Source organism: Microbulbifer sp. ALW1, from assembly GCF_009903625.1.
Classification (GTDB): domain Bacteria; phylum Pseudomonadota; class Gammaproteobacteria; order Pseudomonadales; family Cellvibrionaceae; genus Microbulbifer.
On the sequence record NZ_CP047569.1, the window covers coordinates 3,261,817 to 3,285,819 of the forward strand.

16 protein-coding genes are annotated in these 24,003 nt (G+C 57.1%); 11 read left to right on the top strand and 5 right to left on the bottom strand.

The genetic code is table 11. The features are described from left to right. Positions 1-50 precede the first annotated feature (50 nt). Together GRX76_RS13560 and GRX76_RS13565 are read right to left on the bottom strand one after the other, a co-directional pair. Positions 51-311: a glutaredoxin family protein gene (locus GRX76_RS13560; protein WP_160153806.1), complete on the bottom strand. Its 261-nt coding sequence runs from the start codon at positions 309-311 to the stop codon at positions 51-53. A gap of 27 nt (positions 312-338) precedes the next feature. Beyond that, complete coding sequence (locus GRX76_RS13565; protein WP_160153807.1) at positions 339-1,229, bottom strand: FHA domain-containing protein; 891 nt, start codon at positions 1,227-1,229, stop codon at positions 339-341. Between the two features lie 295 nt (positions 1,230-1,524). Here GRX76_RS13565 and GRX76_RS13570 point away from each other — a divergent pair, with 295 nt between their 5' ends. Next, the gene (locus tag GRX76_RS13570; protein WP_160153808.1) at positions 1,525-2,505 is read left to right on the top strand and encodes a PP2C family serine/threonine-protein phosphatase; all 981 of its coding nucleotides are present in this window, start codon (positions 1,525-1,527) and stop codon (positions 2,503-2,505) included. Positions 2,506-2,522: 17 nt separating this feature from the next. After that, complete coding sequence (locus GRX76_RS13575) at positions 2,523-4,979, top strand: bifunctional serine/threonine-protein kinase/formylglycine-generating enzyme family protein (RefSeq protein WP_160153809.1); 2,457 nt, start codon at positions 2,523-2,525, stop codon at positions 4,977-4,979. 76 nt (positions 4,980-5,055) lie between these two features. On the opposite strand, the gene rlmKL is transcribed toward GRX76_RS13575, so the two are convergent. After that, positions 5,056-7,248, bottom strand: coding sequence for a bifunctional 23S rRNA (guanine(2069)-N(7))-methyltransferase RlmK/23S rRNA (guanine(2445)-N(2))-methyltransferase RlmL (rlmKL, locus tag GRX76_RS13580; RefSeq protein WP_160153810.1), 2,193 nt, complete (start codon positions 7,246-7,248; stop codon positions 5,056-5,058). A gap of 435 nt (positions 7,249-7,683) precedes the next feature. Between rlmKL and rmf the strand changes: the two genes are divergently transcribed. Next, complete coding sequence (rmf, locus tag GRX76_RS13585; RefSeq protein ID WP_160153811.1) at positions 7,684-7,887, top strand: ribosome modulation factor; 204 nt, start codon at positions 7,684-7,686, stop codon at positions 7,885-7,887. A gap of 138 nt (positions 7,888-8,025) precedes the next feature. Here rmf and GRX76_RS13590 read toward each other — a convergent pair whose 3' ends face one another. Further along, the gene (locus tag GRX76_RS13590; protein WP_160153812.1) at positions 8,026-9,066 is read right to left on the bottom strand and encodes a quinone-dependent dihydroorotate dehydrogenase; all 1,041 of its coding nucleotides are present in this window, start codon (positions 9,064-9,066) and stop codon (positions 8,026-8,028) included. Between the two features lie 165 nt (positions 9,067-9,231). Beyond that, a complete protein-coding gene (locus GRX76_RS13595; RefSeq protein WP_160154969.1) occupies positions 9,232-14,115 on the bottom strand; it encodes an NAD-glutamate dehydrogenase in 4,884 nt (1,627 codons plus the stop codon). 322 nt (positions 14,116-14,437) lie between these two features. Between GRX76_RS13595 and GRX76_RS13600 the strand changes: the two genes are divergently transcribed. The 8 genes from GRX76_RS13600 to GRX76_RS13635 all read left to right on the top strand — a co-directional run bounded on the left by GRX76_RS13600 (position 14,438) and on the right by GRX76_RS13635 (position 24,002). Continuing rightward, a complete protein-coding gene (locus GRX76_RS13600; RefSeq protein WP_160153813.1) occupies positions 14,438-15,397 on the top strand; it encodes a MoxR family ATPase in 960 nt (319 codons plus the stop codon). Between the two features lie 20 nt (positions 15,398-15,417). Further along, positions 15,418-16,395 carry a DUF58 domain-containing protein gene (locus GRX76_RS13605; RefSeq protein WP_160153814.1) on the top strand — a complete coding sequence of 326 codons (978 nt, stop codon included), beginning with the start codon at positions 15,418-15,420 and terminating at the stop codon, positions 16,393-16,395. Continuing rightward, a complete protein-coding gene (locus GRX76_RS13610) occupies positions 16,392-16,985 on the top strand; it encodes a DUF4381 domain-containing protein (protein WP_160153815.1) in 594 nt (197 codons plus the stop codon). Before GRX76_RS13605 ends, GRX76_RS13610 begins: the two co-directional genes overlap by 4 nt. After that, entirely contained in the window at positions 16,978-18,030 is a 1,053-nt protein-coding gene (locus GRX76_RS13615; RefSeq protein ID WP_160153816.1) for a VWA domain-containing protein, read from the top strand. The genes GRX76_RS13610 and GRX76_RS13615 overlap by 8 nt, the downstream gene beginning before the upstream one ends. Continuing rightward, positions 18,027-19,898, top strand: a complete 1,872-nt coding sequence (locus tag GRX76_RS13620) for a VWA domain-containing protein (RefSeq protein ID WP_160153817.1) — start codon at positions 18,027-18,029, stop codon at positions 19,896-19,898. Before GRX76_RS13615 ends, GRX76_RS13620 begins: the two co-directional genes overlap by 4 nt. Beyond that, positions 19,892-21,613 carry a BatD family protein gene (locus GRX76_RS13625; protein ID WP_160153818.1) on the top strand — a complete coding sequence of 574 codons (1,722 nt, stop codon included), beginning with the start codon at positions 19,892-19,894 and terminating at the stop codon, positions 21,611-21,613. Before GRX76_RS13620 ends, GRX76_RS13625 begins: the two co-directional genes overlap by 7 nt. A 164-nt stretch (positions 21,614-21,777) precedes the next feature. Next, a complete protein-coding gene (gene rfbB / locus GRX76_RS13630) occupies positions 21,778-22,878 on the top strand; it encodes a dTDP-glucose 4,6-dehydratase (protein ID WP_160154970.1) in 1,101 nt (366 codons plus the stop codon). 194 nt (positions 22,879-23,072) lie between these two features. Then, a complete protein-coding gene (locus tag GRX76_RS13635) occupies positions 23,073-24,002 on the top strand; it encodes an NAD-dependent epimerase/dehydratase family protein (RefSeq protein WP_160153819.1) in 930 nt (309 codons plus the stop codon). The last annotated feature ends 1 nt before the right edge of the window (position 24,003 follow it).

The window sequence follows — 24,003 nt, forward strand, 5'->3', positions numbered from 1 at the left end:
TGCAGAGGTGAAGAAATGAATAGGAAAGAAAAAAGTTAAGAATCGGCAGCTCAGGCTTTACTGACCCGCTCCCCGAGCCACTGCTCAAGCTCACTGGCAGTAAACGGCCAGCAGAGCACATCCGTTACATCCCCCAGCCCTACCACTGGGATACTCCAGCCGAATAGGCGAGACAATTCCGCATCGTCCGCGATATCCACCGGCACAAGCCGCAACTGGAATGGCTCCAGTAACGGCCAGATTTCCACCTTGGCCTTCTCACACAGACTGCAGCCAAGGGTGGTATAGAGAATCAATGTACGATCTGCCACGGGGCTAGCTCCACTCAATCAGGGGACCTAGAGCATACCCTGCGCCTGGGCCCAGAAATAGCCGGCCACTGCAGCCCCAGCCACAATCGCGCACACCCAAATCCAGCGGCTCCCGCCGGCAGACTCGGTATAGGCAGGACTCGCCACCGCATGCTGGTAACCGTTATTAGTGGAACCCGGTGCGCCGCCTATTGCAGGCGCCTTGTCGCTACCCCGAGCCCGCTGTATCGCCTGTCCAAGCGCCGCGCTCTGCTGCGCCGCATCCGGCAATGACACGGCCTGACGCACGGTAGTTTTGTCCAGATCGTCGGCCGGGCCCACAACACTGAAGCTGAGGCTGTCAAAGCGCAACTCATCTCCCCGGCGCACTCGGCTCTCGGTGACCCGCTGATTGTTCAGGAAGGTGCCATTGGCCGATCCCAGGTCCACCACAAACAGCAGGCCTTCACGCACTTCAAGACGTGCGTGCCGACGCGACAGGTGGGACATCGCAAAGGTGAGATCGCAATCATCCGAACGCCCTACAACGCTGGTCTCGCGCACCGGAAAGACCCGACCAACAATCGCCGGATGATTCGCCCGCAGCGCCCAAGACACATTGGACGCGGCACCCGCCGCCTTCATTCGGGTAATTTTGGGGTCAATCACCGCGAGTGTGCGGCCGCCAAGCTGCACCCGGTCATTTCGCTGCAGAGGGCAACTACCCTCGACCGCCTTGCCGTTTACCGACACCTGCCCCTTGCCCGCAAGGTTGTGCAGTACGAGCTCTTCGCCCTCCACATGGATCTCGGCATGGACTTTGGCGATTGCGGCGTCAGCCAGCGTCAGGTCGCACTGACTGGCCCGGCCGATTGTGACCTTGGGTGCCACCAGCCACACACTTTGGCTGGCATCTTTCACGTCACAAAGTTTTAGCATTGTCTAGGCTTCCTTGATTGCGCGCGACAGCGTACAATTTTTAACCAGAGGCAGTTTTACGACCCCTGCCGAATCTTTCAGTGAGCCCAAAAGGGCCTTTGGCCCCTTGATATTTGAGGCTCAGGTGCTGGAGAGCGTGCGAAGAAGTTTATCACGGGCATTTTCGTTAGCCTGTGATTCGGTTTGCAGCTTACAATGCCCACAGGCTCTAGTATGTGAAGTGTCGGACGCCGCATGGAATTTCGCGGTAGTGCACTTTCGACAATAACGACAGGTAACAGGTAGTTGCATACCAGTGAGTGAAGCCAACGTACGGGAACGCCCCAGTGGCGTGAGCCAACCCGCCGTCAGCGTAACGAAGCGCAGTGCGGGAGCCACCCATGCCGGATATCGCCGGGATCAGAACGAGGATGCGTTCTGGGGCGACGAGAGCCGGGGCGTCTGGGTGGTCGCGGATGGGCTTGGCGGCCATCAGGCCGGTGAAATTGCCAGCCAGACCGTCGTCGAAGAGATACAGCGTTCCTCTGCCACCGACCGCCATTACGAACAGGCGCTCAGACGAGCACACGCCCTGCTCGTTGGTGACGAGAACAGCGCAACCGCTATGGGCACCACCGCGGTGGTGGTCGCCGAAGACGGCAATTACTTCCATATATTCTGGGTGGGTGACAGCCGGGCTTACCTATGGACACCTGCCAGCGCAGATGCGGTAAATAGCCCTCACAATGACCCTCACCACGCCGGCCAGCACGGAACACTCAAACAGCTGACAGTGGATCACTCCTATGTCCAGATGCTGGTAGATTCCGGGGCCATTAACCAGCAGGAAGCCGCCAGTCACCCCAACCGCCACGTCATTACCCGTTGCATCGGCGGCTCCACTAACCCCAGCCTCGAAATTGATCGTGCCTCTTTTTCCTGGAACCCCGGGCAAAAGCTGCTGCTGTGCAGCGATGGACTCAGCAACGATGTGACTGCCGCAGAAATTTGCCAGGTACTCGCCACCAACACTGACAACCAGCGCGCCAGCGAACTGCTGATTGCGGCGGCACTGGATGCCGGTGGTCGCGACAACATTACCGTGCAGGTGATCAGCTCCCCAGACAGCGCGAGCGAAGATAAAGATTCCGAAAACCGGAACTCCCGCACACAGCGCCGGCAACCTACGTCCCGGCAATCCAATCCGTTCGCGGGCACACTTGCTGTGAGAATCGCTACACTTGCGATTGTTTTTTCACTCAGTGTTTACGCAGCCTGGCAGCTGCTGAACGGATAGATTAGGGACAAGCTCGAATGGAAGTTGTCAGCAGCGGCGCCGCCTCGCTGGAGATTCCCGGCTACCAGATCCTGAAGAAAATCAATCAGGGCGGCATGTCCACGGTTTACCTGGCAACCCAGCGCAGCATGGGCCGCCAGGTGGCACTCAAAGTCATGTCGCCGGTGCTGAATGCGGATCCGATTTTCAGCGAGCGCTTCCAGCGTGAGGCCAATATTGTTGGCCAGCTTTCCCACCCCAACATCGTTGCCATTCACGATATTGGCCGCTACCGCAGCCTCAATTACATCGCCATGGACTACCTCCCTGGCGGCTCCGTTGCCGATGCGCTGACCAAGGGCGCCATAGAGCCATTAGAAGCACTACACATTACCCGCCAGATCGCCATGGCGCTGGATCACGCCAGCAACAAGGGCTATGTGCACCGGGATCTAAAACCGGAAAATATTCTGTTCCGCGAAGATGGCTCCGCCGTTCTCACCGACTTCGGCGTCGCCCGCGCGGTGGCGCGCACCACCCGTATGACCAATACCGGCATGGTTGTTGGCACGCCGCACTATATGAGCCCGGAACAGGCTCGCGGCGCTGCCGTAGATGGCCGCGCTGACCTCTACAGCCTGGGGGTGGTGTTCTACGAAATGCTCACCAGTGCAGTGCCCTTCCAGGCCGAGGAAGCGGTCGCCATCGCCATCAAGCACCTGACCGACCCCATTCCCCGCCTGCCCGCCCGCCACTCCCTGTACCAGGGGCTGATCGAGCGATTCCTGGCAAAAGATCCGGAGCACCGGTTTCAGCGCGGTCTCGATGTGGTGGACGCCATCGACCAGCTGCTCGCGGCACTGGATGGAAAAACGCCCACTTCCACCACCAAGCTGAACAATACCTCAGTGCGGGTTTCCAGCCTGTTGCGCGCCCTGCTGATGACGCTTTACGGCACACTCAGCGACCGCCTGAGCGCCGCATGGGCCCGCTGGCGCCACCAGCCGCTGCATGAACAGAATCCCCGTGCAGAGCAACAAACCATCATGCGCATTCAACAGGTAATGCAGCAGCAAGTGGCACCGGTAAAACGCCGGTCCTGGTTATTTGCGGGCATGCTATGCGTGAGTCTGACGCTCGTTTGGGTACTTTTCAGTTTGTTCAGTCAAAAATTCCAGTGGCAGACCGAGCCCGGCCTGGTCAAAGATGCCGTGGGCATTACCTCGCAAATCCTGTTGCCAGAGCCGGCACCCGCGCCTCAAGAAACCGTCGCGAAAATTCCCGGACCTGTGGTGCCTGCGCATTCATCCGCGGCAACTGACCACAGCGATACCCTCGCCAACCAGTTGCGCCCCATCCTCAGAACACAGGACACGAGCCGGGAAGCTGACCACGAGGAAAATGGCCGCGCTGCCGCCACTCAGCCGGCAACGCCCTTATCCGTAGACGCACCCGCCCAAATCACGGACGCGAATACCCCCGGCGCCGCCCCCACAACAGTCCAGGCAGCCCCCCGGACGCCGGAAGAAACACCAGAAGAAGCGCCACCCAGTTACGCACTGAAGGTTTCTGTGCAGCCCGGCGATGCCCGCATTCGCATCATGAACATAGTGCCGCGCTACTCGCCCGGCATCTCGCTGGAACCCGGGCGCTACGATATCGAGGTGAGCAAACCCGGCTACAGCACCCTGCGGCGCTGGATCGAAATCGACTCGGCCGACGTTAATCTCGCGGTGCAGCTGGAGCGCAAATACTTCCCCGGCAGAAGCTTTCAGTCTCCGCTGGAGTCCGGAGGCCAGGGACCAGAGATGGTAGTGGTGTCTCCTGGGAGTTTCACCATGGGCAGTAAAGGTCGCCCGTTTACCAGCCCGGAACACAAAATTACGATCAGCCGCCCCTACGCCATCGGCGCCCACGAAATCACCTTCAATGATTACGACCGCTACGCCAAAGCCACGGGGCGCTCTCTGCCCAGCGATGAAAATTGGGGCCGCGGAACCCGACCAGCAGTCAATGTCAGCTGGCAGGACGCGCGGCGCTACGCCCAGTGGTTAAGTGAACAGACCGGCCAGAAGTACCGGTTGGCCAGTGAAGCAGAGTGGGAATTTGCCGCGCGTGCCGGTACCAACACGCCCTTCTGGTGGGGCAGCGGCAGCGCCAAAGGCAAGGCTAACTGCCGCCGCGGTTGCGCCAGCGAATTCAATACGCTGTTTTCCACCGCCAGCGCACCGGTAGGCAACTACAAGGCGAATGATTTTGGGGTATACGATACCGCTGGAAACGTGGCCGAGTGGGTACAGGATTGCTTCCTCGGCGACTACACCAATCACCGCAACGATGCCCGCCCGGTACAGCTGAAAAACTGTGAACTGCGGGTAGTGCGCGGCGGCTCCATGCGCGAGCCGTTGCGCAATATCAGTTCTGATTACCGCACAGGCCTGAGTGATCAGGCGAGCTCAAAAGAAGTGGGCTTCCGACTGGTGATGGATCTGTAAAGATCCTTTCCAGAGCCTTCCAGATCGCTCCAGAATTCTTCCAAATGGCGCCGCTGGCCGGCGCCACGCCCTCCTACTACTTTGCCGTAATTTCCCACACATTGTGGATCTTGGGGTTGCGCTGAAAATCCTTGTCCAACAGTTTGCTCGAAAGGTTTTCTACCGCAAACTCGGCACTCACATCGCCATCCATTTTAAAACTGCGCAAATTGTTGGAAAACAGCAGTGTGCCGCCGGGTCGCAGCAGTGCCATACACTGTCGGATCAAATCCCCATGATCCCGCTGGATATCCAGCACACCGCGCATTTTCGCAGAATTGGAAAAGGTCGGTGGGTCGAGGAAAATCACATCGTACTGACCACGGCGGTTTTGCTGCGCCGCCTCCAGCCACTGCAGACAATCGGCCTCGATCAGCTGATGGCGGTAGGGATCCAGCCCGCTCTGGCGAAAATTCCGCTGCGCCCAGGCCTGGTAGGTTTTGGACAGATCGACACTGGTGCTTTCGACACAACCGCCCTTCGCTGCCTGTACCGTTGCGGTGGCGGTGTAGCAGAACAGGTTCAGCAGTTTTTTGCCCTTCGCCAGCTTGCGCAGGTAATTGCGCACCGGGCGGTGATCCAGAAACAGCCCGGTGTCCAGATAATCCCACAGGTTGATTTCCAGCTCGGCGCCGTACTCGTTCACCCAGAATGAGGAAGAGCCTTCACCGCGTTTCTGGTACTGACTGCCGCTCTCCTTATGGCTGTGGCGGCGACGCTCTTTGATGGACACGTTGCGCGCCGGCAAATCCAGCACCGAGCGGCAGGCGCGCACCAGATCCGCCAGGCGCCCGCGCGCTTTTTCTTCCGGAATACTCGCCGGTGCGCGGTACTCCTGGATATGCGCGTAGGTCTGCCCTTCCAACGAGCGGTACACATCGATGGCCGCAGAGAACTCCGGCAGATCCGCATCGTACAGACGGTAATTTTCAATCCCGTTTTTCTCCGCCCACTTGCCAGTGGTGCGCAGATTTTTCTGCAATCGATTGGCCACCATCTGCGCTTCTTCAGACAGTTTGGGCCGGGCTTTTTCACCTGCCCCATTCTCCCCTGCGCTCGATTGCTGGTGAATTTCAAACAACAACAGCTGACTGGGAATGCTGCCATTAAACAGTTTGTACTGTTTGTGGGAGCGCAAATTGGTGGAGTGGCACAGTTCCGGGTTGCCGGTAAAAATAGCCGCCTTCCAGCCGCCGAATTCCTGCTTCAACTGGCGCCCCAGCTCCGCATAGGTTTCCCGCAGCTCTTCCAGCTCACCCAGGCGCTCACCGTAAGGTGGGTTGGTAATAACCAGTCCGGGATTAACCTGCGTATGGCTGGGTACTTTAAACGCGGCCACCGGACGGCAGCTGACACGCACATGTTTTTCCAGGCCTGCGCGGGCAATATTGGACTCTGCCGCAAACAGCACTTTGGCATCGGCATCGTATCCGCGGATTTCGGGGAGGGTCTTTGCCAGCCCAGCTACCCGGCGCTGAAGTGCCTCTTCCCGCAGCGGTAGCCAGAGGTCACTTTGATGATTGAGCCAGCGCTCGAAACCGAAGCTCTCACGCATCAGGCCGGGCGCGACATCCGCGGCCATCAGTGCGGCCTCAACCAGAAAGGTCCCGGAGCCGCACATGGGATCCAGCAATGCTCCGCCCTCGGCGGCAATTTTCGGCCAGCCGGCACGTATCAGTAGTGCCGCCGCCAGGTTTTCTTTCAATGGCGCAGCGCCAATATGGGTGCGGTAACCGCGGCGGTGCAGGCTGTCGCCGCAGAGATCGACGGCAATCTCGAGGTTGTCCCGATGCAGCCGCAGCATGACCGACAGATCAGGATCTCGCTTGTCCACATCCGGTCGCGCGCCGGTTGCCTGCCGCAGCCGGTCGACGATTGCGTCTTTGGCTTTCTGGGCGCCAAACTGACTGTTGCGTATCTCACTGTTGGTGCCGGAAAACTGCACCCAGAGAACTCCAGTGGGACTGATGTGCTCTTCCCAGGGGATATCCACTACCGCCCGGTAAAGCCCCTCGGCATCCGCGATACGGGACTGCCCCAGATTCAGCAACACCCGGTTGGCGAGACGACTCCACAGGCAAACCCGGTAGGCTAGGGTCAGATCCCCGGTAAATCGCACGGCAGCAGGTTGCTCTCGCTCAACCAATGCCCCCAGGGTGCGCAGCTCGTCGGCGACCAGGTTTTCCAGGCCTTTGGGACAGGTAGCGGTAAATTGGTACTTGGCAGTCAAAAAATCAATCTCTGTCAGGGTGAAAACGGCTATTCTGGCAAAACGCTCACGGGCATTTTGGCCATGCCAGCATCAGGTGGCGCAAGCATACCTTAATCCGGGATCGCATTCCCGAACTCTTCCGATTGCGGCAATACTGCCCGACTCGCTATACAAATCCCGTCTTTCTAGACATATTTCTAAACAAATTTCGCCTATAGCGAGCCTTTTTCAGAAAAATTCGATCGTTCAGGATCTGGCGCGAATCTGATTTACTGAGTCCCAGTTGGTGAGCCGCTCATGAATTGTCGGTGAGTCCCTTCTCCAACGGCGACTTCCACAATAAGCTGGAATTCACAGAGGGGGAAAATTATTGATCCAATCGCCACATCAGGGGGAGATAGGGATCAACAGTTGATCGCGAGAACATCGCAAACAGATCGAGGTGCCATATCTATGAAACGCCAAAAACGTAATCCCAACGATAGAGCTTTCCACAAAGGTTACGTTGCTGCCACTGAGGGCAGAAATCACGATAGTTGCCCCCATGAAAACGGGGCCTTGCATCAGGAGTGGGTAAACGGCTGGCGCCAAGGGCGACAGGACTACTGGAGCGGATTCGGGCGCGCAGCGCAGGCACAGCGCATCGCCAATATGTAAGCCGCTCGCCGGTAATTACCACTGACAGTTACAACCGGTAGTTACAACCTATAGTTACAAGTAGCCGATAGCTACAAAAAAATCCCGGGTATTTCCCGGGATTTTTGTATCAACCAAACCTCGTCGCCCACGCGAGGATTACGCCTTGACGACTCGCCCCCGGTGCAATTCAGCGATGGCCGCTGCCGCCTCGTGAATCACCTCGGGTCCGCGATAAATAAATCCGGAGTAAATCTGCACCGCCGTGGCACCCGCACGGATTTTATCCGCAGCAGATTCGCCATCGAAAATTCCGCCCACGCCGATAATCGGGATTTCCCCTTTTAGCTCGCCGGCCAACTTGCGAATCACTTCGGTGGAGCGCTCGGTCAGAGGGCGACCGCTCAACCCGCCCTCTTCCGCGCCGTGTTCCAGATTCTGCACAGAGGATTTATCGATGGTGGTATTGGTCGCGATGACGCCATCGATATTGTTGTCACGCAGGGTTTTGGCAACATGAGCGATGGCATCGTCGTCCATATCCGGAGCGATTTTCACTGCCAGCGGCACATAGCGATCATGGCGCTTGGCCAGTTGTTGCTGCTTCTCCTTTAACGCATCGAGAAGCTGGCTCAGACTATCGCCGAACTGCAAGTCCCGCAGGCCTTTGGTGTTGGGCGAAGAAACATTGGCGGTGATGTAATCCGCGTGGGCGTACACTTTTTCCATGCACAGGCAGTAATCGTCCGCCGCCTTCTCCACCGGGGTATCGAAGTTCTTGCCCACATTAATGCCCAGCACGCCGGAATAGCGCCGGTGTTTGACCCGCTCCAGCAGGTAGTCCACACCTTCGTTATTGAACCCCATGCGATTGATGATCCCTTCTGCCTCAGGCAGACGGAACAAGCGCGGCAACGGATTGCCGGGCTGTGGACGCGGGGTAACAGTACCCACTTCGACAAATCCAAAGCCGAGCGCACCAAACCCATTAAACGCCTGCGCGTTCTTGTCGAGACCTGCAGCCAGGCCTACCGGGTTGGGCAGTGTCAGCCCCATCAGCTCAACCGGGTCATCCGGTACTGACTTGCTGAATAGCGACATGAGCCCCAGGCGCTCGGCCGCCCCAATGGCATCAATAGAGAGGTGGTGGGATCGCTCCGGATCCAACGCAAACAGGGCTTTGCGCAAGTGCTGGTACATGGGCTTCCTATTCTTTAACGCATTCGTTACGCATTTCGTGTGTGTCCCGAAAGGACATCGGCACGAATTTGGGCCATACAAAATTGGCGGCCCGCTAAAGCGAGCCGCCATATTGTACGGACTTCCGGACTGAATTTCTCAGTCGGATTACCGGCCCGGATACGATTAGGCCAGGGTTTCCTGATCTGAAGTCGCGTTCGCCAGGTACATCAGCTCACGCAGGGCCACGGTAAACATGGCGAAATCACCCTGAGGAGAAGACTTCAGTTCCTTCATCAGGCTCTCCCAGCGCTGGATGGGTTGCGCCATGACGTCTACCCAACGGCTTACCGCGCTGTCCACATCCAGGCCATCGTCTCCCGCAAGGCGCAGAATGTGAATGGCGAGCTTGGACAGCTGGCTGTCCAGGTCATCCATGCTGGTTTCCCGCGCCTGAGACTGCCAGAAGGTTTCCGCCGGCAGGTCAATGATCTGGTTACCGAACCAGTAGAGTCCCAACTTATCTGCCAGGGCAAAGTAGGTTTTGGCCACTTCCTCCACCGGGCGATCGCTGACCTGTGCCGACTGGGAGATACCCAAAGCCGAGAACAGATAGGTCGGTGATGCCGCGAGCAGTGCCAACTGCTCTGGCACGTTCGCTGCGAGCAGCTGATCGTGGCGGGACTGCCACTCGCGCAGAGGTTCGCCACTCAGCACTTCTGGCAGTGCACGAATTACCCGCTGCACGGAATCCTGGAACAGGTCGCGCTCTTGCGCCGGATCCAGATCACCGCGGCGGTTGCGCACAAACCAGCGCGTCGCGCGGCGCACCCGGCCGATCATGGAGTTCATCAACTGCAGCTGCAGATCCGCCGGTACCTGATAGTCCAGTGCCGCCACGCCGTCCTGGAACTCCTGCATCAGGTAAACATCGCGAGCGCTGATATAGGCCGCCGCAATGGTGTCGATATCCGCACCGGTAGCACCGCTGATGCGATGGTAGAAAGTAATCCCCATACTGTTGACCATTTCATTGGCCACCTGGGTGGAGACAATTTCCCGGCGCAGCTGGTGGTCGTAGACCAGCGCTTCGTAGCGCGCCACCAGGGTGGGCGGGAAGGCGGAAACAACCGCTTCCTGCACACGTTCATTGTCAATGATGTGCGCGTTCAGCAGCTCTTCTTTAAGCTTCACTTTCACATAGGAAATCAGTACCGAGAGTTCCGGGCGGGTCAGGTACTGGCCTTTGTTCTGACGCTCGGAGAGGGTTTCATTGTCAGGGATGAATTCCAGTGCGCGACGCAGTCGGCCTTCGCTCTCCAGCGCGTTGATCACGCGGCGATATTCGTCAAACCGGTCGCCCACCTGGTAGCTCGCCACGCTCAGAGCGCGAGTCTGGTTGTAGTTGTTGTCCAGCACCAGTTCGGCTACCGACTCGGTCATCTCCTCCAGCAGCTGGTTGCGCTGCTTGCTGGTGAGGTCGCCATTGGCCACCACCTTGTCCAGCAGGATCTTGATGTTTACCTCGTGGTCCGAGCAATCCACGCCGCCGGCATTGTCGATAAAGTCGGTGTTACAGCGACCGCCATTCAGGGAGAACTCGATACGGCCGCGCTGGGTCATGCCCAGGTTGCCGCCCTCGCCAAACACTTTGCAGCGCAGCTGATTGCCATTCACCCGCAGGTTGTCGTTGGACTTGTCACCAACCTGAGCGTGGCTCTCGCTGCTGGCTTTGACATAGGTGCCAATACCGCCGTTCCAAATCAGGTCTACCGGCGACTTGAGCATGGCACTGATCAGTTCGTTCGGCGTCAGCTGGTCCTCGGAAATTCCGAAGGCCTGCTTCATTTCCGGGGTTATTTTCACGGATTTGGCACGGCGCTCGAAAATACCACCGCCCTTGGAAATCAGGCTGAGGTTGTAATCGGTCCAGGCAGAGCGCGGCAGTTCGAACAGGCGCTTGCGCTCGACAAAGCTGCTGGAGGCATCCGGGTTGGGGTCGACAAAGATATGCAGGTGGTTGAAAGCACCTTTCAGGCAGATATGTTCAGACAGCAGCATGCCGTTGCCGAATACATCGCCGCCCATATCACCAATGCCAATCACCGAGAAATTTTCCGCCTGTACATTCACGCCCATTTCGCGGAAGTGACGCTGCACAGAGACCCAGGCACCGCGCGCGGTAATGCCCATTTTCTTGTGATCGTAGCCGTTGCTGCCACCAGAGGCGAAGGCATCGCCCAGCCAGAAGTCGTATTCCGCGGCAATGCCGTTGGCGATATCGGAGAAAGTGGCGGTGCCCTTGTCGGCCGCAACAACCAGGTAGGGGTCGTCCTGGTCGCGACGAATAACCCGCGGCGGCGGGATGACTTCGCCATCTTTCAAGTTATCGGTGACATCCAAAAGACCGCGGATAAAGGTTTTGTAGCAGTTGATACCCGCCTCGATCAGCGCCTCTCGGCTGTTATCGACCGGTGGTTTGCGTACCACGAATCCGCCTTTGGCACCGCTGGGTACAATCACTGCGTTCTTCACATTCTGGGCTTTCACCAATCCCAACACCTCGGTGCGGAAGTCTTCCAAACGGTCGGACCAGCGCAGGCCACCGCGGGCCACTTTACCGCCGCGCAGATGTACGCCCTCGACTTGCGGCGAGTAGACGAAGATTTCGAATTCCGGGCGCGGCTCGGGAATATTCGGAATATCCCGCGGGCTGAACTTGATGGAGATGTAATCCTTGGGCTGGTCGTTCTCATCCAGCTGGAAGAAATTGGTCCGCAGGGTTCCGCGAATCAGCTCCAGATAACGGCGGATCACCTGGTCTTCGTTGAGGTTGTCTACCGCATCCAGGCCATCGTGAATCTTCTTGATCAGGCGCTCGACCCGGGACTGATCCTGGCGATCGGCGGAATTGATGCGCGGGTCAAACATGGCGCGGAACAGGGCCACCAGATTACGCGTAATTTCCACATGGTTGGCCAGAGTCGCAGCAATATAGGACTGGCTGGCACTGAACTTGGTCTGCTTCAGGTAGCGGGCGTAGGCGCGCAGCATGGACACTTCGCGCCAGTTCAGACGTGCGGCGAGCACCATCCGGTTGAAGGCATCGCTTTCGGCCACGCCATCCCAGATTGCGGCGAAGGCATCCTGGAACAAGGAGCGGGAGGCCTGGGCGTCGACGCGGGTTGGCAAGCCAAATTCCAGGTGGAACTCGTGCATCCACACATCCTGCTGGCCGCGGGGACGAATGGTATAGGGGAACTCGCCCATCACCCGCAGGCCCAGGTTTTCCAGTACCGGAATCACATCGGACAGGGTCAGGCCGCTGCCCCAGTTGAATACCTTAAAGCGCAGACTACCAGGCTCGGCTCCAACCGGCTGGTAGAAACTCATGGCCACGCGGTGATCGGCGCTGATCTCCTGAATCAAGGCCACATCCTGTACCGCGATACGAGGCTCGAAGTCCTCGCGGTAACCCGCGGGGAAGGCCTGACCGAAGGTACTGATCAGGCGGCTGCCCTGCTCCTCACCGTGGGATTCAATGAGGGATTTTTGGAATACGTCTTCCCAACTGCGGGTAATGTCCACGATTTGCGCCTCCAGTCGCGCTACATCAAAGTCCACCGGCTCATTTGGATCCACCCGGAACACAAGGTGCACCCGGGCGAGAATGGATTCGGAAAAATAGGTCGTAAAATCGGAGTCCAGCGCGTGAATGGTTCTCGCGATACGATCGCTGATCTTTTCGCGCACCTCACTGTTGAATTGGTCCCGCGGCACGTAAACCATGGCGGTGACGAATTTGCCAAACGGATCTTTGCGCATAAACAAGCGCAGACGCGCGCGCTCATTCATGGCGAGCACGCCGAGGGTGGTATCGAACAGCTCTTTGGTGCTGCTCTGGAACAGCTCGTCCCGCGGGAAGGTGTCCAGCACCCGCTTCAGCGCCTTGCCATCATGACTGGTGGGAGACAGGCCGCTCTGCTCCATCACCGAGGCCAGCTTGCGACGGATGATAGGAATTTTGGCCGGGCTCTCGGTGTACACCGGTGAGGTGTAGAGCCCCATAAACGCCGATTCCCCGATCACCTCGCCTGCGGCATCGTAACGCTTGATGCTGACGTAATCCGAATAAGCAGACCGGTGCACCCGGGACTTGACGGAAGACTTGGCAAACGTCAGGAAGTTGGGCCCCTGGTAGAACTTCTGCTTGCCCTCATTGAAGGCATACTCCGGCGTAGGCTCTGCGGGTTGCTGCAGGTTTTTGAAGATCCCCAGGCGGCGGTTTTCCACCTCGCACAGGACCTTTTTATCGCCTTGCTGGCAGAATTCGTATTCGCGGTAACCGAGGAAGGTGAAGTTGCCATCCCGCATCCACTGCAGGAAAGCCGCGGCCTCTTCGAGATTGGCCTCGTTATCAGCGATGCTGGCATGCAGCTGGTCTTCCATCGCGGCGCAGGTGTCCAGCATCGGCACATAGTCGTCGACCGCCAGCTCCACATCGCCGAGGATATCCTTCAGCGAACGGGCCAGGTCCGATGCGTGTGAGGCCGAGGTATCCAGGTTGATCTCAAGGTAAATCAGCGCCTCGCTGGATACCCTGGGGTCGTCCTGGCGGGCATCATCCTGCTTGCTTCCGGGAGGCAGCAGCTTTTCCAACTGGCCACTCTCGCTCCGCTGCAGCTGCATCACCGTACTTTTGATGGAGTGGATCACGGTATTGCGGTTGTTGATCTCCATCCGCACCGAGTCCACCAGGAACGGCATGTCCCGCTGCAATACACAAACGACGGTGTGGGAGCACTCCCAGCCGTGGTCCTCCAGGCGCGGGTTGAACACCCGGATCTTGGGCTCGCCGCCGCTGTACTGCTGGAGAAAGTCCCAGCAGGTGTAAAGGCAACCGTATACATCCACCAGACGCCGCCCCGCCAGGTCCTCAAGTGCGTACTGGTTCAGAAACTGCTCTGCAAAAGCGACAACCGGCGCCGCCTTGTCGCCCAGCTTCTCCCGAATGATCCCGCTGACCTGCGCCAGCAGCTCCTCCCGGCTATCCGTTATGACCGTGGCCATATTCACGTGTTTTCTCCCATCGCGGCTTAACTGATTACCGCTGTGAATAAATTTTTTTGGTTCAAGGTTGTATCAAGGTAGAACAAAACGACAGAATAATTGTCTACTTTGCCGCCCGAAGTACCCTAATAGGAGCCACGACGAACCCCCATAGCGGCACAGCGGTTGCCTCTCAGCCATCCGCCGCTAAAATCAACCGGTTCGCGACTGATCCTCGGACTCATCCTCAGGAGGCGGGCGAGTGGCTATATATAAAGATGATAGATAGCCACCCGGCTCGGGCAGCGTATTGAAACAGGAAATTGGCAAAAGAAGTGACGATATGGACACACGCCAGCAGATAAAAATTCTGGGTGATTGGCTAGAGCAGCAGATTATTGGCCAGGAGACTTTGGTCAACCGGATCCTCATAGGATTACTGGCCGATGGCCACCTACTGGTTGAGGGTGCGCCGGGCCTAGCCAAGACCAAGGCCATCAAGACTCTGGCCGATGCCATTGAGGGTGACTTCCACCGGGTGCAGTTCACCCCGGACCTGTTACCCTCCGATATTACCGGCACCGACATCTACCGTCCGGAAACCGGCGAATTTCACTTCCAGCACGGACCGGTGTTTCACAACCTGATTCTCGCGGACGAAATCAACCGCGCGCCGGCCAAGGTACAGTCCGCCCTGCTGGAAGCCATGGCCGAGCGCCAGATCAGTGTCGGGCGCAAAACCTATTCGCTGCCGGACCTGTTCCTGGTGATGGCGACCCAGAACCCCATCGAACAGGAAGGCACCTACCCGCTGCCTGAGGCGCAGCTCGACCGTTTCCTGATGCAGGTGAACCTCAGCTACCCCAATGCGGAAGCGGAAACCAAAATCCTGCAACTGGCCCGCGCTGAGGCCAGTCACGGCGAAGACCGGCCGTCTTCCATCATCAGCCAGGAAACCATTTTTGCCGCGCGCAAAGAAATTCTCGACCTGACCATGGTCGAAGCCGTTGAGACCTATATTGTCCAGCTGATCATCGCCACCCGCGAACCGCAGCGGTACGACGACGAACTCGCCTCCTGGCTCGACTTCGGCGCCAGCCCCCGGGCCACCATCGCCCTGGATCGCTGCTCCCGCGCCTACGCCTGGCTTGCCGGTCGCGACTATGTAACCCCGGACGATGTCATGGCGATTGCGCCGGATGTACTGCGCCACCGCCTGTTGCTCAGTTTTGAGGCGGAAGCCGCCGGCGCCAGTGCCGACCAGGTCATTCACCGCTTGCTGCAACAAGTGCCGGCGATTTAACCAGGCGCAGCGGATTCGACGTGCAGAAAGCCCTCAATCACAATGAGCTGAACCTCCGCGGCGCCTACCCCGCCGTGCCACCACTAGTGCGCCTGCGGCATATCGCCCGCCAGTTGCGCCTGTTCAAGCCGCGGGTAAACCGTAGCGACCAGGCCGGCAACCTGCTTACGCGTTACCGCGGCCGCGGCATGAACTTTGAAGAGGTGCGCTACTACCAGCCCGGTGACGACGTGCGCTCCATCGACTGGCGCGTAACCGCCCGCACCGGTAAAACCCATACCAAGCTGTTCCAGGAAGAACGCGAACGGCCGGTGGTGATTTTGCTGGACCTGCGCTCACCGATGTTCTTTGGCAGCCAGAATGCTTTCAAATCCGTCGCCGCTTGCAGCATTGCTTCGGCTCTGGGATGGGCAGGCCTGCAGCACGGTGACCGTATCGGCGCCCTGCTGTTTTCTGATCAACACCTGGAAACCGTTCGTCCCCGCCGCAGCCATCACGCGGTACTTGCGGCCATTCACAGCATGGTGGAAATGGCATCCGCACTCAAAAGCCCTATCCCTGCAAACGGCAGCCAGCCGCTCAGCACCCTGCTGGAAGAAGCGCGCCGGGTTGCGCGCCCCGGCAGCGCAGTGTTCCTGATCAGCGACTGCCATGACATGGATGAAAGCTGCGAGCAGCCCCTGTACCTGCTGACCCGCCACGCCGATCTTCAGGTACTTCGCATTACCGACCCGCTGGAGCAGCAACTGCCAGATCAGGCCCTCACCATCAGTGACGGTCGCCAGCGCACCTTTCTTGGCCGGTCCAACCGGCAACAGCGAGAAGCCTTTTCCCGGCATCAGCAACAGGTGCGCGAGCAGACTGCGCAGCTTTGTCGGCGCCTACGCCTGCCGCTGGTCGACTTTGACAGCACACAACCGGTGGTTCCGGTATTGCTCAGCACCTACGGTGAGCGACCGCCGGCGCCAAGTGCCAGCCCCAGCAGGATGCCGGTATGAAGCTAATGGCACAGCAGCAGACCGCGCAGCCGGCGCCACAAATGACGCCGGAAATGCAGGCACTGTTAGAGCAACTCAAAGACATTCACGAACCCGCAGCCATCGGCTGGTGGCCCCTCGCCCCTGGCTGGTGGATCCTCGCCGGAACCCTGGTTGCACTCATATTTGCCGCCGCATTTATATTTCTGCGCCTTCGGCAGAAGCGCCGGAAAAACTTGTATCGCTCCGAGGGCGTACGACTGCTGCAAGCAGTAGACCTGGCCAACCCGCGCGCGGTGGAGGAGATCAACATACTTATGAAACGGGTCGCTGTGGTGACCTTTGGCCGCGAACCCTGCGCCGCCCTTACCGGTGAGCGCTGGATTGCCTTTTTACAGTCCTCGGTGGATCAACCAATCCCCCAAGCCGCAAAGCGCGCCTTACTGGAAAACCTGTACAGCGACCAGCTGCCCAGCAGCAGCGACGTCGAAGCGCTGCGAGATTACGCCATATACTGGGCACACAAGCACGAAAGGCCGATACCCGCGGATACGCTGGCGGGCGCCAAAGCCGTCATCGCGCCCAATTCACCGGAGGCAAGTCGTGTTTGAGTTTGCCCTGCCGTGGCTGTTTCTATTATTGCCGCTGCCCTTGCTGGCGCGCCGACTTTTGCCGAAAAGCGAACCCCTGAGCAGCGCAATCAAAGTGCCCTATTACCAGCAACTGCCGCAAAAAGGCGGCAGCGCCCCGGGCAATCAAATCAACCTGTTACTGCTCTGGCTACTTTGGAGCCTGCTCGTAACCGCCGCGGCTCGGCCGCAGTGGTACGGCGAGCCGATTTCAGAAACCAGCAGCGCCCGCGACCTGCTGATCGCAGTGGACATTTCCGGCAGTATGGAAACTCCGGACATGCTTCTGAACGGCAACCCGGCCATGCGCATTACCGCCGTCAAAAACGTTGTTGGGGATTTTGTGCTGCGTCGCAACGGCGATCGCCTGGGGTTGGTTTTGTTCGGCACCCGCGCTTATCTGCAAGCACCCCTGACGTTTGATCGTCAGACTGTGGACACACTGTTAACCGAAGCCCAGATCGGTTTCGCTGGCCAGGGGACCGCCATTGGCGACGCCATTGGTTTATCTGTCAAACGTCTGACTCAGCGCCCGGCCGATCAACGTGTTCTCATCCTGCTAACAGACGGCGCCAACACCGCCGGCGAAGTTGCCCCCCTGAAAGCTGCCGAGCTCGCCAAGCAGGCCGGGGTCAAGGTGTACACCATCGGTGTGGGTGCAGATGAAATGGTACAGCCCGGGCTACTGGGATCCCGCTTCGGATCCCGCCGGGTCAACCCATCGCGGGATCTGGATAGTAAGACGCTCAAAGCCATCGCGGACCAGACCGGCGGCCTCTACTTCCGCGCCCACAATCCCCAGGAGCTGGTGAATATCTATGCCGAGCTGGACCGCCTGGAGCCGGTAGAGCAGGAGGCGGAAACCTATCGCCCACTCAAATCCCTGTATATCTGGCCCCTGGGACTCGCCTTGTTTCTGGCACTGGCCTGGGCACTGATTCCCCTTGCCGCCAATCTTATTGCAAGCAGAGCTTCCATTAGCAAAGGTAGTAGTCAGCACCCGCTGAACAGGAGGCAGGCCCTGTGAACCTGTTAGCCAGCCTGCAGGAGTTCCATTTCCTGCGCCCCCAATTTTTATGGTTGATACTCCCGGTCGCCGTCGTTTGCTGGGCACTCGCGCGCACAGTGCTCGCTAGCGGCCAGCTGCAAAAAGTCATCGATCCGGACCTGCTCCCCCACCTGCTGATGCGCGGCGGGGAAAAGCGTCCCTGGCTATTTGCCCTGATATTCGCTCTGCTGACTCTGGCCATCATTGCCCTGGCCGGCCCCAGCTGGCGCAAACTGCCCACCCCGGTTTACAGCAACCAGGACGCCCTGGTGATTCTCCTGGACCTGTCGCCCTCGATGATGGCGACCGATCTCTCGCCGAATCGCCTCACCCGCGCGCGTCTGAAAATCCTGGATATCCTAAAACAGCGCAAAGACGGCCTTACCGCCCTGATTGCCTACGCCGGTGAAGCCCACGTAGTCACACCGCTTACCGACGACACCGCCACCATTGCCAATCTGGTACCCTCGCTTTCGCCACGGATCATGCCGGTGCCGGGGAGCAATATTGAAATGGCAGTACAGGCGGGACTGCGCTTAATAAAAGACGGTGCCAATGGCCGCGGGCGGCTGCTGGCGGTAACGGACGGTATCGCCAAAGCGGCAGTCAACACCGTAGAAGCCGAAGTCAAAAACAGCGATGCCAGCCTGTCCATCCTCGCCGTGGGCAGTGGCGACGGCAGCCCCATTCCGAAAACAACCGGCAGCGGGTTTGTCACCGACGACAGTGGCTCCATCATCATCGCCAATTTTGATCGCGGGGAACTGGCACAGTTGGCCGCAAGCACCGGCGGCAAATTTGCGCAGATCTCCGTAACCGACAATGACATCGCAACACTGCTGCCCAAAAACAATGCCCCGGAGCAAGCACAATTGACCGAGCGGGAATTTGATCAGTGGCAAGAGGAAGGGCGCTGGCTGGTGCTACTTCTGCTGCCCCTGGCGCTTCTGCTGTTCCGCCGCGGCACCCTCGCCTGTGTAATTCCAGCATTCACACTCTGCTCGCTACTCACTGCCGCCCCGAAAAGCGTGGCGGACACCTGGCAAAACCTATGGAAGACACCCAATCAGCAAGCGGAAGAGATGCTGCAACAGGGGGACGCCAAGTCTGCAGCAGAGAAATTCGACAATTCTCAATGGCGCGGCACCGCCAACTATCGCGCCGGTGAGTACGATGCTGCAGCCAAGAACTTCTCCCAAAGCGCAGACCCACAAGGGCTCTACAACCTGGGCAACAGCCTGACACAACAAGGCCGCTTCAACGAAGCCATCAACGCCTACGATAAAGCGCTAAAAGAAGACCCCGATTTTTCGGATGCTCGCCAAAACCGGGACATCGCCGAACAGCTCAAAAAGCTGCAACAACAGCAGCAACAAAACCAGCAGCAGAGTGGCCAGTCCCAGGACCAGGACCAGGACCAGGACCAGGACAATCAACAGGACCAGCAGCAGGACCAAAATACGCAGCAGGATCAACAGCAAGGCGATCAAAGCCAGCAGAATGCCCAGCAGCAGCCAGGAGAGGAGCAGCAACAGACTGGCAATCAGGACCAGCAGGAACCGCAGCCGGACCCTGGCCAGAATGAGCAGGAGCAACAAGCTCAGGGCAGCGAAGACCAGCAGAATGGCGAGCCACAACAGCAAAATGCCCAGGCTCAGCCCGGCGAAGAGGAAAGCCCACTAGATCCTGAAACCCAACAGGCTCTGGACCAGTGGCTGCGCCAGATCCCCGACGACCCCGCCGGCCTGATGCGCGAGAAATTCAAATACGAAAGCCTGCAACGCCGCCGCGCCTATCGCGCGGGCGAATGGCAGCCCCCGGAAAACGGAGCCACCCAAAGATGGTAGTCCCAGCAGAAACAATCGCCACCCCTCACCGCGGACACCGGCTCACCGGTTTCCCTGCGGAGCACGCAATCAAGCTGCTGATTAGCCTGCTTCTACTGCTGACATCCGTCACCGCTAGCGCACAGGATCTCACCGCATCCGTGGACCGCAACGAGCTCGCCATTAACGAAACCTTCACGCTCACCCTGCGCTACAGCGGCAACCAGAGTGGCGGTCAGCCGGACTTCAACCTGCTGCAACAGGATTTTGAACTGCTATCCCGCCAGCAATCCAACCAATACCGCGTTATCAACGGCAAGGCGGAGAGCTTCGTAGAGTGGACCGTCGTGCTCGCACCACTGAAAGAAGGCAAGCTCTTCGTCCCTTCCCTGCACCTGCATGGCCAGGTCTCTGATGCCATCCCGATGACCATCAACAAAGCGGGCGAATCCCCCGCAGGTAATGACCGTCAGGCATTTCTGGAGGTAGAACTGGACAAAGACACACTCTACGTCCAGGAACAACTACTGGTAAAAGTCCGCCTCTACACAACTGTCGGGCTCCACGATATCGCTACCGACCCATTGCAGATTGCCGGTGCCCACGTAGAAAAGGTCGACGAACAGCGATTCGAACGCAGAATCAACGGAGTCGGCCATGCCGTCTACGAACTAACGTATGCCGTATTTCCGGAAAGCTCCGGCGAGCTGCAGATTCCCGCCCTCAATTATGTAGCCGTGACCGGCCGCAGAGACCCCTTCTCCCTGTTCAACCGCAACGCCCAGCGTATCCGCCTGCGCTCCGAAGCAAAAAGCGTCCAGGTCAAACCCAAACCCGACAGCTACAGCGGCTCTCACTGGCTGCCGGCAGCCAGCCTGGGTATGGTGCAGAGCTGGAGTAAGGATCCCGAAGAATTCAAAGTCGGGGAACCCATCACTCGCATCATTACATTACGGGCCGAAGGCTTACGCGCGGCGCAACTCCCTCCCCTGCCCGCGCTGGATGTCGAAGGACTCAAAACCTATCCGGACCAGCCACAGAAAGAGGATCAGCCGAGTACTAGTGGCATTACCGGCAGCCGTATTGAAACAACCGCGATAGTTGCAACCAAGCCCGGCGACTACCAATTGCCGCCGATCACGATTACCTGGTGGGATAGCAAGTCTGGTCGCCAGAGAGCTACGCAATTGCCAGCGTTCCGGTTTCATGTCTCGGGAGCACCTCTGACCAATGCAGCACAACCAGGGAAAGCTGATACAGCACCTACAACTGCCCCGACTACAGTGCCTGTCGAGCCCGGCTTTTGGCAGAAAATTGCTATTGCGGCAATTGCGTCACATCTCCTGTGGATCATTTATGTTTTTCGGTCACAAAAAACAATTAATAGCCGAAAAAAAGAAAAAGAGCCGAAAAAAGATCTGAAGCTCAAGGAGGTTGAGCTTTTGAGCAAAATAGACGGTGCCACCCCGCAAGAGATACTGTCTACGCTAAAGGAATGGCACGACAAAACTCATCAAGAATTTAAGAAGAGCTCCACAACTGAAGCTGATTATTATTCAGACAATCAAGAGCTGGATCGAGCTATCAGCCTATTGAATGACGCGATATATAAAACCCCACCAAAGCCGATCAATCGGCAGCAACTACTTATTCTGGTTAACCGCTTAGTCAACAAAAAAATCAAAGCTACTCCTTGCGACCCAGGCTCTTCACTACCCAAGCTCTTTGGTAATTAGCACTCAATTCCGCCCAACAAACAACCATAACGAACGAAAGATAACCACTTTATTTAAATAAAGAACGTTCCCCAGAGACTGGGTGTACCGTGCCAACAGGCGGTGATAGTATTCAACTTGTTCGCCGGAAATAGCTTAAAATTCAGTGAGTTGGGCATAGACCCATCCTAAAGGAAGTACCAAATGGGGACCATTTTTGTTACCGGGGGGCCGGTTTCATCGGCAGTGCCGTTGTACGGCACATTATTGAATCCACAGATGACCAAGTAGTCAATATTGACAAGTTGACTTATGCGGGAAATCTGGAGTCACTGGCGGACGTGAGCCAATCCCCGAGATATCACTTTGAACAAGTAGATATCTGTAATCAGGAAGCCTTTTCTCGGCTTTTGGAAAAGTATCACCCTACTGCCATTATGCACCTCGCGGCAGAATCGCACGTAGACCGGTCTATTGATGGCCCCTCAGCCTTCATTGAAACCAATATTGTAGGCACCTACACCCTACTTGAAGCCTCGCGTACATACTGGAAGTCGTTGAATGAGGAAGAACGGGAAAAATTCCGCTTTCACCACATTTCAACAGATGAAGTTTACGGAGATCTCGAAGGCACTGATGAGCTCTTCACCGAAGAAACTCCTTACGCGCCTAGCTCCCCCTATTCCGCGAGTAAGGCCTCGTCAGACCACTTGGTCCGAGCGTGGGGGCGAACCTACGGCCTGCCCGTAATAATTACAAACTGCTCAAATAATTACGGACCTTTCCATTTTCCCGAGAAACTGATTCCGCACGTAATTTTAAATGCTCTCGCTGGAAAAAGCCTGCCTGTTTACGGCGACGGCTCCCAAGTTCGGGACTGGCTTTTCGTGGAAGATCACGCTCGTGCACTTTATACGGTTGTCACGAGAGGCGAAGTGGGAGAAACCTACAATATTGGCGGCCACAATGAAAAAAGAAACATTGAGGTCGTTGAAACCATTTGTCAGCTTCTGGAGGAATTGGCCCCCACTAAGCCTCAAGGTATTCAGTCTTATAAAGATCTAATTACATTTGTAAAAGATCGCCCCGGGCACGACCTGCGCTATGCAATTGATGCGTCAAAAATAAAAAATGAGCTCGACTGGGCTCCAAGCGAAACCTTTGAAACCGGTATTCGTAAAACAGTTAAGTGGTATCTGGAAAACACAATCTGGTGGAATAACGTTCTCAATGGGTCGTACCAGCTTTCCCGCCTGGGTACCGAGCAAGAAGCAATCATCGAATAAAAGCAGCGAGTCGGTCGCGAAATACTAAATATAAACAATAAAAATAAAGCGACCCGTCAAGCTGTGGAATCGGCTGGGAAGCCTGGAATTATTTACGCTCAGAGTAGTCGGCACTCGGGCAGGAATATATAGCCTGCCCATATTCGCGACTTGATTCTGAGCACAATTACGCTACCTCTAAGTAGGGATAGATAATGAAACTATTAATCGGGGGCTCTGGTTTCATTGGGACTGCATTTCAGGCTCACTTAGATCAGCAGCAGCAAGAATACATCGCCGTTTCTCGTGCACCTCGCAAAAGCGACGATAACTTGGTGTCCAGGGATACATTTTACTCCGCCAGATTCAAAGCAAAGATCCAGGCAGCAAATTCAATTTTTTACTTGGCTTCTGCTACTGCCCCAAGGAATTGCCAATCCATATCGAAAGAAGTCGAGACGAATGTAGTTGAGTTTCAAAGATACATGGAGCACGCACTTTCCGTTAACCCAAACCTGAGAATAATTTACCTATCCTCGGGCGGCCAGGTTTACGGAACCAAAATTAAGGCGCGCGCAACCGAGGAACAGATAACCGCTCCGGAAACCCCCTATGCAATTGGCAAGGTAATGATTGAAGAGTCAATCAAGTACTTTGCCCGTAACAATTCTGTCAGTTATAGCATTCTACGCCCCAGCAATCCGATTGGTTCTGAGCAGATGAATCACAGGCAAGGCGTAATTCCGGCGTTATTTAATTCCGCCATTAACAATACCCCCTTCAAGATTGTAGGAAACCTGCAGTCAGCACGTGACTATATTCACGTTGCAGATGTATGCCGAGCAATGTCATTAGCGGAAACATTCAAGGGAAATGAAATATGGAACGTTGGCTCGGGATTAGCTACCACACTTGAAGACATTATAAAGCTCGTAGAACAAGAAACGAAAACAAAACTAAACATCGAGAATCATAGCCGGCTCAGCAGCTACAAGCTTGACCGTATAGTTTTGGATTCCAGTAAGATTGAAAAGGACTTAGGCTGGAAACCTCATTATTCACTAATGGATGCAATTCGTGAGTGCTCCCGAGCATTTCAAGCAAGACCACTCAAAGAAAAGCAATTAGATTTGTCAGCAGTATAAG